Origin of the sequence: Halorubrum sp. ASP1 (assembly GCF_005435135.1) — an archaeon.
GTDB lineage: Archaea > Halobacteriota > Halobacteria > Halobacteriales > Haloferacaceae > Halorubrum > Halorubrum tropicale.
On record NZ_SGUA01000010.1, the window covers coordinates 26,512 to 41,142 of the forward strand.

The window sequence follows — 14,631 nt, forward strand, 5'->3', positions numbered from 1 at the left end:
AAATGACTCGACTCGATGAAGTAGTCGGGGATGAGGAAGCGACATCGTTCATCCGGAACGAAATCGTCGAACAAAAGGGCCCATACGTTGAGTTCGTCGACGCTCCGAAGTTCCATGAGCGGTCAGCGGCAGAGTTCCTCAGTGATCTTGACTACAGCGACGAACTCATTGACGCGATCATCGGTGACCTATTTGACGGCGACCCGAGCGGGTCGCTTTACGAACATCAGGCAGAGACGATCGAATCGATTTCGGCTGATTCGAACGACAACGTCTTGGCGGTGCCAACTGCGACGGGGAAGACGGAGTCGTTCTTTTTCCCGATCCTTGATCACTGTATCTCCACGGACGAACCGGGGTTGAAGTCGCTTATTGTCTATCCGATGAAGACTCTCGGTGTCGACCAGCTCAATCGGTTTATTTCATACCTCGATCGGATTAACCGCCACCGTGACCCCGAAGACAGGATCACGATCGGGATTTGGGATTCCGACACACCGACTCGGATAGGCACTCGTGAACACGAAATCGAGGAGGGCTCGTACGTTCGAGGACTCGAATGTCCGCGAGAGGAGGGTGAGAAACTCCGGATGCTCGGCGACATGACGGTGGGGACGGAAGACAACAAATATTCGTGGATCCGGGTAACGCGGGACGCTATCCGAAACGGCGCAGATATCCTGCTCACGAACCCTGAGGCGCTCGACCATATGTTCGTGAGCAACAACTCCGAAACGCGTCAGATACTCGGGGAAGACCCAGGCCAGCATCCCGTGGAGCACGTCGTTTTCGACGAAGCCCACGTTTGGAGCGGCATCTCCGGTGCTTCAGTTCGGCTCCTTTCGGAGCGGCTCAAATCGTTTTACGCCGAGAGAGATCCCCAGATCACGATGGTCTCTGCCACCGTGGACAACCCTAGGGAACTCGCACACAAACTCACTGGAACGCCAGAAGCCGAAATCAACGCAATCGATTTCACGCCGCGGAAGTTCCCGATCCAATCATCGCCCTCGTTCGATCGGTTTGCGCCGTGTGACCTCGGTGAGATCGCCGCTGTACTCGCCCTTGCCGACCTCGGTGAATCTACCCTCGATGACCTCGCCGAAGCCGGCCTCAAGGATGCATACGAAACGGTCAGTGAAGTCGGTCTCGTGTCTGTCAGTGCTGCGGATGTCGTAACTCTTCCAACAAGCCTCGATTGGGTTCGGAACCCTCTCACTGACGAAGTGGATGCTCTCCTCGCGGACGACACGTTCGACTCGGTGGCGGAGATTGCATCCACTGAATCCGGGCAGAACCATCTTGCCGACACGCTGCTTGAGACCGGCGGCCTCGATAGCGAGTGGTTCGATTTCGTCAGCTCGCAGGTCCCCGAGGCTGCGGCGTTCGCTAGCTGGTTCGACGAAGGGACGACCGGCGACGTCGGGTTCAGACACTATGACGGACTCCTCGCAGAGCTCGCCGACGAAGGTGTCGACGAGACTGCCGGAGTGCTGGACGCGGTGATGGCGTTCGGCCGCCTTGCGGGGATGGTGACGGAGAAGTACCACGTCTTCCTGAAGCCGCCGACCCAGGCTTACCTCTGTGAGTCTTGCAGCGACGTTACGCGGGATAAACACTGCACGTCGTGCGATACACGAAATGCGGAGATCCAGTTCTGTAAGCGGTGTCACTATCCGTTTGTCGAACACGATACGGCCGACGACGAGGAGAGCTTCCGACCGTTCGACCATGCCGCCCCCGTCGACGACTGCCCGGGCTGTGGTCAGTGGCCCCGGCTCACAGATATCGGCGTGCCAACGACCAGCCTCCTGTCGTACATGTTGACGGAGGTTTGCCGAACGAGCCCGTCGAAGAAGACGCTCGTCTTCTCGGACTCCCATAGCGCCGCCGAATCTGTCGGTGACAGTATCATCGGGACAGAGTACGGCTTGATGGCCGAAACGCTCTACGTACAACATCTGATCGAGAACGGGGGCAGCGCTGGCAACTACGAGGCGTTCCGTGCAGTCGCCGACGAGCTCCGAGAAGCGTACTGGGAGCCGCTCATCCAGAACGAGATCGACGAGGACGGGACGGCGTACAACTTCCTCCGTACGCTTCTCGACGATATCGAAGCTCACGCGATGCTTCACAACGCGGAAAACCTCCTCGATAGTGCCCTCGTCACCGCGGAGCCTGTCATCCAGTTCGACGACCCGGTCGAACGGGTCGTCGCGCACGAGGCTTACAAGCTGTTCGTGAAGGATCCTCGGGTGGGTTTCTCGAAGAACACCATCGACATCGAAGGGCTCTCGCTCCCCAAGATCGCCGAACGAATTTCGTCGCGCTCTGGCTACGATACCGAAACCGTCCATAATGTCCTCCCTGAAGTTCTTGATGCATTGCTCGACGACTCGATCGTCGTCGAGCAATCGTGGGAAGAGGTGAGGCAGACGATAGCGAACGCGAACGTCAGTGAGGACCGGAAAGAGGAAACCGTTGAATACGTTGAACGAGTCCGCGACGAGTTCAACGAGGCCGGAATTCGTGACGAGGAGTCAGAAACGGGAATTCTCACCCGCGTTGTGCGCCGCGACAATTCGACGCTTACGCTCTTAGAGCGGGCGTCATTCTGTACGGACTGCTACCGCTCGTACCCCGTCGGAGACGCCTCACTCTCGGAATGTCCCGACTGTGAGACCCCGATCGAATCATACCAGCGGTTCACTCGTGACGAGGACGGAACGCTCGTCGTCGACCCTGGATATGCGGACGTCGACTCCGGCTGGTCGTATGCCGTCGACCACTGGGCTCACGATATCACGACGCCGATAAGGAATGGAGCCGATCCCGAGTTCATCAGTGTCGGTATTCACAAGGGAAACGTTCCACACACGCTTCGCGGAGCGATCGAGGAGGGATTCCGTAAAGACGACCCAGATGTTAATATCGTCAGCGCGACGCCGACGATGGAACTGGGGGTCGACATCGGTAGCCTCGATACTGTCGCCCAAGTGGGTATTCCACCAACGCTTACGAACTACGTCCAGCGAAGCGGTCGAACCGGCCGGACCCGCGGGAGTTCCTCACTGGTCGCCACCGCCATTCGGGGTGAACACCCGGTGGACGGGCACTACTACGGGAATCTCGAAACGTTCCTTGATGACTTCGAACCCGTCCGTGTCCCTGACCCTTACGAGTTCGAGGAGCTCCTCGCTGGCCACGTCGTGACTGAAACGTTCGCGTATCTAGCCCGCAACCCACACCCATCCAACGTTTTCGAGAGGAAATACCTCCTAAACGAGACCAACCAGAACTTGGACGCGTTCGTCCACAGTGTTGAGGAGAGCCTCGATATTCTCCAAGAGTTCCTGCTTGCGGAACGCCGAGAAGCACTTGAGCGACATCTGCGGTCCATCTTCGGTCAACGGGGCATCGACGCGTTCGAGTCCGTGTTCGTCGACAGTGGACCTCTTTCGATGCCTCACCGTATCGAGAAAACGTTCTCACAGATCATATCGATGTCGGGGTCGGCGGAGACCAACAAGGCGTTCACCGAATCGAACAACCGCCTCGATCAGTGGCTGGGCCGCCTCGGTTATCTAGCGAACTACCGCAGCTTCGGCCAGCAGTTCCCCGTGAAGTTCTCGGGGCGTTCGGAGGGGATCGAGTTCGAAGGGTCCGGTCGACTCTACGATATGTTCCCCGGCCCGGAGAATGACTTGGGATCGCTCGTCACCCTCCACGGTACGGACTATATCGTGGATGATGTCCGCGGAAGTTCGACGCCGCTCACGACGGTTATGGTGTGTACGAACGAAGACTGTGAGCGTCCGTTCGAAAGCTACGAACTTGACACGGAGCGGTGTCCGTACTGTGATACTCCCCTCGAAGAAACGAACGTTCATGGGGTGAGTTCGGTCGAGTGTAAACCGGCACGTGGCGGACAGAAGCGGTACAATACTCGGGGACTGATGACGACCGCCGTCTCCGATAGCGACGTTCCCCCCCAAAAGACAGCCTCGATGACTGTGTTCGGACTGGACTGCGAGGCGAGCTACGGGGAACTCGACGTGACGGACTTCGTGTACGCGTTTGAGCGCCGCCACTCGTCGAGTCCTGATAAGTCGGTCCTCCGATCACAAGCCCTCATCGAGCGCGATCCGTCTTCGTCGTCACCCGTCAGTGGTAAGTCGTGGGAGGATCGCCTCGAAGAAAGCGAGACCGAAGAGTACGCACCGGTCGGCCAACAGTATCACACGCAGGGTCTGACTCTCGAGTTCGACCAGAATGACGTTGCCGGCCGACTCGATGTCGGTGACGATGTGGAGATATGGCCACAGGCGCTCGTTAGCCTGAAGCAGGCCCTAGAGAAAGCGATTGCCGTCGTTGCACAATGCGAACGGTCGGATTTCCGAGTCGATACAGACAAGACTGAATCGACGATCACCGTTCACGTCGTGGATAGCCGCCAGGGTGGGAACGGGATCGCTTGGCAGGTCTGGAACGCGCTCGATGACATCCAGGCCCGGGTCCGAGAGGTCGCCGACTGCGATCGATGCGAGGACTACTGTGACGAGTGCTTACTCCTTTCGCGCACGCCTGCCTACTACCTCGAGAACGACTTACTCGATAATCAGGTGCTCAGTAGCCTAATCATCGTTCCCTCCAACGCATGACGGAGCCATCGACGTTCAAGCGGCTCAGGAACGCCGATATCGCGGCCATCTACGACGACACCGGACAAACGTACTGGTGGATGCTTCGATCGCTCCCGGCCATCAACTACCTAGGGTTTCAGACGTTCACCTACCCTACGTCGTGGCGCTCACTCAACACCGGTGGGGAGTTCCCGTCGTACACGCACCAGTACGACTACCTCGACTACGACTACAAAGTCCTCGGCCAACTCGAGGAGGACGCGTTTCGCAACGATTTGGTCGTCACGACGAGCGAGTATTATGAGAGCGAAACTGAGTACTCAATCGATCATCTAATCAGCCGCTACGCAGCTCGTCCAGAGACGCTCATCGTGGTCACTGACTCACGTCGGTTCACGCCACGCGGTGGACAGCGTCCGCTCTACCAGGAACAGTTCGTCGAAAACGTTGGCTCCTATCAGCGTCTGTACACCGGATTCGAGCAGGTGTATAAGAACGCCGGGTGGGACCTCCCGCTACTGGACACAAAGAATCTCTTCATCCACGACAACGCGAACCTCTATGAGTTCATCACCGGGGAGGAACTCGAGGATACCGAAGACCTGTTCAAAGTTCTTCCCGATGCACCGTTCCTGCCGCTCTACGCAGTATTCGGGCAGATATTTGCGCGACCAGACGAGTACGGCTCCGTTCCACTCGACGAGGACGACGTGACGGGTCTCGAACGGTGGCTACGCAGGCGCATTGAGTGGGACCGGGAAACCGCGTCCGATGTCGCTCGAAGCCTCAACCGTGCGGTGAGCGACGATGGACAGACGTTTGACCCGTCTTACGCGGCACGGACGCCGGTAGTGAAGAACGCCGCAGACAGAGCGGCCGAGATTGACCCCGACGAATCATCAATTCATAAACGATACCATGCCTGGTTACAACAGCCTAACAGATGAGTAGTAGCGAAGGATATCTCCTCAACGCGATTCAGACGCCAGGGCCACTCCTCCCGGTATATCGATCGATCAGTCAGGGGAGCGAGACGAAGTCTCACATCAAGAGCGACACCCAAATCGATTCTGGGCTTGATTCCATCCTAGACGGGCTTCGGCTCCTCCGCATGATCGGCAAAGAGGAGGAAGCGTACTACGCTCGTGAGTATGAGTGGGATGTCGGAGACGAGCGCTGGAACTTCCGACTAACCGTACTCCACAACCTTGTACAGGAGTGCCAGTCGAATGACTGGGGCAAGCAAGCCGCTGTCTTGCTCAATTACAAGTTCTTACTCGACAAGGACATCCAGCATTTCGAAAATAACGAAGAACCGATCTACACCGATATCGACGACTGGTACGCCGAAATCAATTATCGGCCACAGTCCCAGCAGGGATTAATAATGCATAATGATAACAAGTTCGCAAACTGGACGCGCATCGTCCATTTCCTCGGACTGGTACACAAAGTGAGTGGCCGGGAGCATACTGTCTACCCTGATCCAGCATTAATTCGATACTCACTTGATCTCGCTGCTGAAGACAGTGCGATAAATATCGATGGGACACCCGGCATCGTGATTGAGCAGTATCTCCGCTGGCTCCGTGAGAATCTGCTCTATGTCGAAACGACGTCTGACGGTGCGATCCCAGAAGGGATTGCTCGTGTCCTGTTCGAACTCATCCGAGATGATGAAATACGGATCGTTGAGTACGGTGATGCCGGCGCCGTTACCCTTGGCGGTATCCCTCCGTATGATGGAATTGATAGCCAAGCAAACGCGATTAAATTGATCTAAGATGAGTACGATTCAGCAAGACTCGGAGCTTCAGTGCCCGCACTTCGAGGCAGTCGACGAGAAGACGCTCCGACAATTGTTCTCGAAAGTCGCAGCGGTACGCTCAGACAACAAAGACCTGTTCGAGTTCACACACCGGCCGATCGAGGTATTCCGGTCGCCGCAGGGGACTCGATCAGAAGAGGAAGTCGTCGGAGAGAAGGAAGTGTACCGCGAGTTCACCGACCAGCGAGTCGGGAATTTCTCGGTCGTTATCGAGGGAGAGGTAGGGACCGGGAAGTCAGAGTTGTGTGCTTTCTTATCACACCAACTTGAGGAAGACGGTCGACCGATCCTGCACGTCGACAAGGACGACGACCTGATGACGCTCCTCTCGGAACGAATCCCGGAGTTCTACGAGAAGCACTTCGACGAAGAACTGCCCGGCGCATCGAATTTTCAGCAGCTCCGGGAGGACCTCAAGAAAAACGCGAGTGTTGTCGCCAACAACGCAACATCCGGCGCGATTCTCAACCTCAGTGCGCGCGGCAACGAAGTTGACGCACAGGGGAAAGAAGAAAAGATCCGAGAATTTGTTCAGGACCAACTCTCACTTCTCGTCGAGAAGGGTGAATACGCGAAAGAGATCAAGTTTGTTACCGAGCAAGCGTACCGCCGGAACGATTTCCTGCAGGTCATTGAGGATTCTATTGATGTCGAAGACGCCGTTGAAGCGTTCAACGAGGAACTCTGGCGGGAGATCCGGGAGCGCTACCAGACGGCATCCCTCGGCGATGTTCTTGAGCGGGTGGGGGACCGGTTCACGGATACGCGCCCAGTAATCATCTTCGAGGACTTCGCTATCACGGCAATGGAGGGGAAGCGGCTCCGGAACTACATGGAACGTGATAAACCAAGCGACAATTGGGACTTCGTGGTCGCTGGCACTCGAGACTCAACGGACGTTCTACACACGCAGACTGCTGAGGACCGTTTCGAATTTTATCGAACGAACCGCCAGAACTCGAACAGCGTCCTCTTCCTCGACGAGGACTCCGCTGTCGACTTCATCCGGCCGTACCTCGGCTACTTCAAGTCCTTCGACGGGAGCGTGGAGTACGACCGTAGTGGAGATGGGCTCGACCTCTCGTTGAATCCCGCTCCTTCTGAGTCAATCTGTGACGACTGCGGGTTCTGTGATGAGTCATTCCGAGACCTCTTCCCGTTCAACGAGCCGTTCCTCGAACGCGTCTATGCTGGGCTTCAAGACGACGAGCAGTCCCCGAGAGAGTACGTTATGGCCGTATTCGATGTGCTCCGTGATTACTACGAAGGGTACGTCGACGCCCCGTCGAGTGCTGACCGTCTAACAGTGTTAACTAACAATGTTGATCCAGCCACCCCAATCTATGAGAGCGCAGAATCTCTCGCAAACCTTGCGCGGTGGTACGGAGTTCCGACAACTGACGGGATCAAAGTCGACGCTAGGTTCGTCGACGCCTTCGGAGAATCTGAAGCAGTGGAGGGAACTGACGGGGTCACTCGTTCGGATGGTTTCGTCACAGTCCCGACTGATATCGGGTCCCCGGGTCCAACCGGACCGGGACCTACAGGGCCGGGACCTACGGGACCGGAACCTCCTGAACCGCCACAGCTCAGCAAAGCCGAACGGTTAATCCAAGACCTCCGACCGAACGTCCAGCCGTGGCAGAGCAATCCGGGGGAGTTCTCTGATATCACCCGATACCTCCGTATCGGGCTGACCGATTCGATCAAACATCTCACCAACGACTTGGAACTGTTCGATGGGATGGGACTGCGGTATAATTTGAGCAGCCAGAAGGATCCGTTCGTCTTTGCGAGTCAACAGCGGTCGCCTGATGACGATCAGATCGTGATCGATCCACAAGAGTTCCGGCTATCCGATCTGAAAAAACTCCTCAAGTTCGGGATCTACCGGGAGGAAGAGAAATCACAGGCGGACTTCGACGAGTTGCTCAGAGGCCTTGGAACACAGTTGACAGGGTATGCACGACAGTGGCAGCAGGAGATCGTCGAACATCATCTTCGTTCGGACCTGAAATTCTTCAAAAAGAACGCAGATCACACATTCGAGGATTTCGCTCTCGCGGGCTACGCGTACGTGGTTCTTCTAAGTTCTCCGTTCGAGGAAGTCACCGCCGAGCGACTGAGTGAGCGATTCAGCGAATCTGGCTCCTACACGCTTGATTCGGAACTTCGAGAAGCACTGAGGCAAGAGGTCTCGAAAGATGGGTTCGATGACCTCGTCAAGTTCATGAACCAAGCCGACCGGTTCGAGGAGATGGTCAGTGCCTTTTATGGCGCTAACGCGAACACGCTCGATGTGGCTCGTGTCCGTGAGCGGCTCGAAGAGCATCCTCCTACTGCCGTCTTCGAAGGGCTTGGTCGAGGTCGAATCCAGCGTGTCTCGTCTCGTGTGCGCTTCGATACGGACAGCAAGATTCGGGATATTGCGGATATCTCGTACGACCTCAACCAATTGTTCGAAGAGATGGAAGGCGAGTATAGAGAGGAGACGGTCACCACAGTCTCCGACGAACTCGCCTCAGTCTCTATCTCGAATATCGATGGTATTCTCGAAACGCTCCGGACGTATGACCACGTGGACACCGACATGGTCGAGTCACTCGGTAAGTTCGTGGCGTTAGATCAGCAAGCTATCGACGAGGCGGCGGACGCCGCTCGTCTCGCTGGTGACCTTGAGAACAGATCGGCTGACGAACGGCTACAAGCGATACTGATCAGCATGAAACTCACGAAAACCAACGTCTACGAGCGTTACGACGATATTTCGATTGTCGGCGGTGGCACCGAATCCGACTTTGCAAAGAACTTCCTCGAGATCGGAGGCTACTATGTCGACTGACAGTGAGTCGCTCGAAGCCAAGCTACAAAGCGTACAGAAGCAGTATCGACGTCAGCATCTCGCTGACGAACTGGACGAACTAGCGGAGACGATGGAGGAAACACTCCTCCAGCGTGAACTCGCAAGTGCGTTCTTCGACGAACGTGTCGACATCGACACCTCGGCACGCCAGTCTGTCGACGAGGTCATGGATTTGCTCGAACGCGGGGAATACGAAACCATTGAGGAACGTCTCCCGGCGCTCGAATCAGAGGTAGAGAGTGCAGAGACGACAGTACAGAACCGGATTCAGGAGCTTCGACTGAAGCACAATTCAACGGTTACCGCGATGCAGCGGTTGAACGACCGGGTTGAGCGCGTCAACGAGTTACGCCTCCGGGCGCTTGGCGGTCTCCTTGACGACTGGCGGTGGAAGGAGCACGTCTATTCGGAGGAGGACGTGAAGTTTGAAGAGTTAGCTCAGAATGCCCGCGAATACGGTCAGGAGATGCGTGAGGCGTTTGATGAACTTCAAGAGACGCTGTTTGGCCACTATCCTCCGGATATCAGGTCGTTGATTGAGCGGATGATCGACGACGAACGCCTCTCGTACGCCGATCTACAGCCCGAACAGCGGACGCTGCTCGCTGAGTCAGATATCGGCGAATATATTGAGCTGACACTCTCGTAGTCTCTTTCTCTCCCCTCGTTACGAGGTGTTAGTAAGCTTGAAGAACGGGCGGGTGAACGACAATAGTATCCCGTTCTTCTCATGCAATTCGTAGACCGGAACACGAAGTCATCTCGGCTGAACGATGATATTCAGCCGCTGATCGAGGCGATACTTCAGAACCGCCGAATCTTCAGGGCGGATCAGGAAGACCCTCCGTTCGTCACCGAGGCGCTCAAGTACAGGCGTGAGCGGCAGAAGAGACGACAGACGAGCCCGTACACCGGGTCTGATGAGTTTGTTCAAGGGATCATCGACCTGTTTGGATTCGATCCACTAGACTTCCAAGTCGAGAGTTGGCAGACGGTCGATGAACTCGACCGGGAACGGCGAGAGTCGAATCAGAACAAGGCTGCCGTGTTTTCTGCACCTACCGGATTCGGCAAGACGGAGGCGTTCCTGGGTCCACTCTACCAGCTGCTTCGTGATGGACGTCAGGAGTCGACGGCCATCGTCTACCCGAGTCGGGCGTTGCTACAGGATCAACTGGGTCGTGTCCTCGAACATATCCACCAGATCAATTCAAACACCGATGATCAGCTCTCTGTTGGTGTCTACGTCGGTGGCATGCCGTACAAAATGAATGAGGTCGAGGGCGACCGGACCTTCTTCACTGGTGATAGCGGCCGCCCTCGGTTCAAACTAGCCAACTGCTGGTGTGGCGAGGAAGGCAGTCCGAACGCGTTCGAGTACCACGGAACTTCCCAGAGTTACACGCTCCGTTGTGAGGCCAACCCGGACCACTCGTTCACCGATCGTGAGCTGATCTTGTCGCGCCACGACATGGTGTTCAACAACCGGCCCGACATCGTTCTCACAACACTTGAGTCACTGGAAGGGTTCGCTCTCAAGCCACACTATTCGCTGGTCGATGACTTCGAAACAATCGTCCTAGACGAGGTCCACATGAACACCCAGATTCGAGGGGCTCATGCGTCGAAGATCATCGAGAACGTCAACGCGATTACCGAGCAGCCCATCCTCTGGTTGGGGTCGAGTGCAACCATCGACAATGCGGCTCGATTCGGAAAGCACCTCTTCGGTGTGTCGAACGACGACATCCGCACCGTTGAACCTGGCGCATCCGATTTCGATGAGGACCACAACGATTACGAACACTACTACTTCATGCTCGCCGCACCTGACGGGCCGGGGGCGTCGTCGATGTCGATCCAACAGCACCTTCTCCTCGGACACAGCCTCCTTGAGAAGTCCTCCGGAGAGCGTGGGAAGATGCTCGCCTTCATCGATAGTATCTCTCAAATCAATCAAAAATACACGCAGCTCCTCGACGCGGACCACAACCGAGAGCTCTGGCGCTACCACCTCGGCGACGGCGACGATGATGTCGAAGACTGGGCGGCCGTTGCTGAGGCGATGGATCACAGGTTCCTTAACGAGCACCTCTCGTTCATGCCGGTCTCTGCCGAACACGGTTTTGACTCGGGGGACGTTGGTGCCAGCGACGTCCTTCTATCCACGTCGTTCTTAGAAGTTGGAATCGACGTCGGCGAAATTAAGACGATTACACAGTACAGGACGCCTTGGGATCTTTCCTCGTTCAAACAGCGTGCCGGCCGCGCCGCGCGTAAGGAGGGAATGGATTCACACATCGCGGTGATGCTCTCGAGTCTCACCGGGGATTCAAACATGTTTTACCGGGCGGACCGGTTCCTCGACTCTGATATCCGTACACCGCTCAAGACAGACAACGATGTCATTGAATGGGTCCACTCACGGTTCCGTGAGTACTACGAGGTGTCTCTCGGAATCGAAGACCAGCCCAATCTCACCCTTCGTGACCCCGGTGAACAGTTCCTCGACGAATATCTCGGCGATCGACTCGAGTTCGACGCCTACCGTGATCTACTGCTTTCGCCAGGGGAATTCTTTGACGAGGAGTTCGGAGTTGACGTCGCTCCCCAGCCCTTACTCTCAGAGGAACTCGTAGGCGAGGCGCGTACGGCGCTCAGGTCACATCTCGAAGACCAGCGCGAGACGTTCGAGGAGATTGAGTCATTCTTCGAGCTCGATGACGGAAACGTAGTACGGGGCGAGGAAACGGTCAACACCTATGTCCACAAGGTCCAAGATCAGGTACTCGAACTGATCAACGCCTTCTCCGGGCAGGTGTCGGGCTATGAGGACGAACTCGAGGCGCTCGGGGAAACGGGATACGAGGAGGAAGTAGCATCCCTCGAATCGAGTTTAGCAGACCTTCGAGAGACTGCGTCGGAAATCCCTGAGGGAGATACGCAGACCAAGATACGACATTTCGATGACTTACTGGCGGACCTGTTCAGCCTGACTGGTCCGCTGATGAAATTCCGGAGCCGGCTTGATCGTGCTACAGATCGGACGATTCCACAAGTTCGGACAGACAGGCTCAGTGACGTACAAGACGCGGCTATGCAGCTCGACAGTCTAAGCGACGATGAACGGATCAAGGATTACTACCGCACACAGAAACGCATCCACTACCTCATTGAGGCACTCGACGAATTAGAGGAATACGTCGCGTTTAGCAACCCGCACCTCAGTCTATACGCCGTCAAGCGGCTCCTCCGCGGTGCGTATTACTTCGAGCAGTATCTCGGCGTGAACGACCGTAGCCTCGGAGAGGTTTGGTACATCCCTCAAAACTACTTCGGTGGTGCTGGGCGCTTCTTTAGCGTCTTCAATCCCGATAACAGCGACAGCACTGATGAGTCAATCGACAAGCTCGTGAGTACCTACACGCCGTATCGGTCGGAGTACCAATCGGAGACGAACCAGATGTACGCGTTCCTACCGCGTACTCGCGTTACAGAAGACGGCGTCGAACTGGACTACTCCCAGCACGTCAGTGGAGAGATTCAGGACGGCATCCTCATCCCTGATTCAATCGAGCTGTCCGCGATGGCCGATCTGAGTGAGGATGCGATGAATATCGTCCGGTACTGCCCCGTCTGCTACCAGATAATCACCGATATCGATAACTGCCTACGTCACAACAAAAGTGAACTGGGGAAAATCCATTCGAACCCCCAGGTGAGTACGAACGTCGAACTCCGCTCGGAAACGGAGCGGGCGGGTTCGGTAACGCTTGCGGACGTCTCCTCGGAGGTAACACTTGATGGAGTTACGTTGAGTATTCGTCCTGCTCAGTCATGGGGGACAGAGGTGAGTTTCGATCAGCGGGACCCGTTCGAGGTAGAACTCGACAGCCCGGAAGAGAAACTCGGCTTCCAAATCGACACTCGAGGACTCGTGTTCGATCTCGAGTCGTTCCTTGGGAGAGTTGCCGACGACGACGTTCGTTCGCTCGTCGAACGCTACCACGAGTTTGAGGAGATGGACTACGAGTACGTCGCGTATCACACGGCAGCACATTTCTATCTCCAGATCGTCTCGGATATCAGCGCGGTTAACACCTCGATGCTGTTCTACGGCTTCGACCGCGATGCAGGCGAGGTGTACATCTTCGAACGAACAGAGGGCGGCCAGGGAGTTGTCGACTTGGTCTTCGACGACCTATCGAACGATCCCGGGACAGTGCTGGAAGCGATTAATCGGGTCGGATACAACTCACAAGTTATCAACGAACGCCTGTGGGCGAGTGAATCCTTCGTCGACCAGCTCTGTACATCGACCGCAGAACCCGATGTTGAGTCGGCGGTCAGAGAAGCACTCGATACCCCATTCGAGTCAGTGGTGGATCGGGTCGTTCAAGAAGTCCTGTCCAGCGTTGACAAAGCCGAACAGTTCGCAATCGACGAGGAAATCGAAGCTACCGACGCGTTTCGAGTCAAGCAGACGATCGCTCAGAAGCAGGTGGACGGGGTAGACGAGTTCCCCGATACCACCGTCGATGCGCTAAGTGTCGATCTCTCTGATGTCGACCGAGCTAAGACGGTGTTCTTCTCCCCCGATATCGACGGCTGCGTGGAGAATCTCCATCTAGGGGAGTGTATCGCTGCGACGGATCAGAGTGACTCACTCAGTTACGTCCTGCTCGAGGCCCTTCGAGAGGATATTACGGAAACAGTACCTGCAGACCAGACTAGCACCGAGATGTTCGACCGAGAACTTCCCCCAGCAGGTGAATTCGATGACAAGAGCGTTTTCCTTACCTTCTGAGAGCCTCTCGTACTTCATCGGGTTCACGCTGCTGCACTGCGACCCTGTCGTCGTGGTCTCGCCCTGGCTGAGCGACGTCTCCCTCAGTCTCCCGATCAACGACCGGTTCGAGTCTCGGGAAGTGTCTCTCGTTGAAGCGCTGGAAACGCTCTCAGAGAAGGAAATCCATCTTCTGGTGCGTTCTGGAGAGTCACACAACGATTACATCAAACGGAGACTCCCCGAGCACGTCCACGTTCAGGAAATTGACGGCCTCCACGCGAAAGCTGTTATCTCGGACTCGTTCGTCTACCTCGGCTCGGCAAATATCACACGTGGCGGCCTCACCCTCAATCGGGAACTCTGTGAGGTAATCGAGAACGAGTACGGTTCGGCGATAGAATATGTCAAATCAACGCTCAATATTGTTGTGTGACGGCTGTATTTGAGTCTATTAAACATATGACATAAATAGCCAAGCTAGGTTGCGTCGGAGGCGAGTGCTTATTCT

7 protein-coding genes are annotated in these 14,631 nt (G+C 56.0%); all 7 read left to right on the forward strand.

What is annotated here, in order from left to right; all coding sequences use genetic code 11:
- Nucleotides 1–2 precede the first annotated feature (2 nt).
- The 7 genes from EXE48_RS14320 (at nt 3) to EXE48_RS14350 (ending at nt 14,556) form a co-directional block, all read left to right on the forward strand.
- Nucleotides 3–4,661: a DEAD/DEAH box helicase gene (locus EXE48_RS14320; RefSeq protein WP_137711884.1), complete on the forward strand. Its 4,659-nt coding sequence runs from the start codon at nt 3–5 to the stop codon at nt 4,659–4,661.
- Complete coding sequence (locus EXE48_RS14325) at nt 4,658–5,590, forward strand: hypothetical protein (protein WP_137711885.1); 933 nt, start codon at nt 4,658–4,660, stop codon at nt 5,588–5,590. Before EXE48_RS14320 ends, EXE48_RS14325 begins: the two co-directional genes overlap by 4 nt.
- Nucleotides 5,587–6,426 (forward strand): hypothetical protein, encoded by an 840-nt coding sequence (locus EXE48_RS14330; RefSeq protein WP_137711886.1) that lies wholly within the window; start codon nt 5,587–5,589, stop codon nt 6,424–6,426. Before EXE48_RS14325 ends, EXE48_RS14330 begins: the two co-directional genes overlap by 4 nt.
- A gap of 1 nt (nt 6,427) precedes the next feature.
- Complete coding sequence (locus EXE48_RS14335) at nt 6,428–9,313, forward strand: P-loop NTPase family protein (protein ID WP_137711887.1); 2,886 nt, start codon at nt 6,428–6,430, stop codon at nt 9,311–9,313.
- Nucleotides 9,303–9,983 (forward strand): hypothetical protein, encoded by a 681-nt coding sequence (locus EXE48_RS14340; protein ID WP_137711888.1) that lies wholly within the window; start codon nt 9,303–9,305, stop codon nt 9,981–9,983. Before EXE48_RS14335 ends, EXE48_RS14340 begins: the two co-directional genes overlap by 11 nt.
- Before the next feature lie 81 nt (nt 9,984–10,064).
- A complete protein-coding gene (locus tag EXE48_RS14345) occupies nt 10,065–14,141 on the forward strand; it encodes a DEAD/DEAH box helicase (protein WP_137711889.1) in 4,077 nt (1,358 codons plus the stop codon).
- On the forward strand, nt 14,113–14,556 hold the full coding sequence (locus tag EXE48_RS14350) for a phospholipase D-like domain-containing protein (RefSeq protein ID WP_241992021.1): 444 nt from the start codon (nt 14,113–14,115) through the stop codon (nt 14,554–14,556). Before EXE48_RS14345 ends, EXE48_RS14350 begins: the two co-directional genes overlap by 29 nt.
- Nucleotides 14,557–14,631 lie beyond the last annotated feature (75 nt).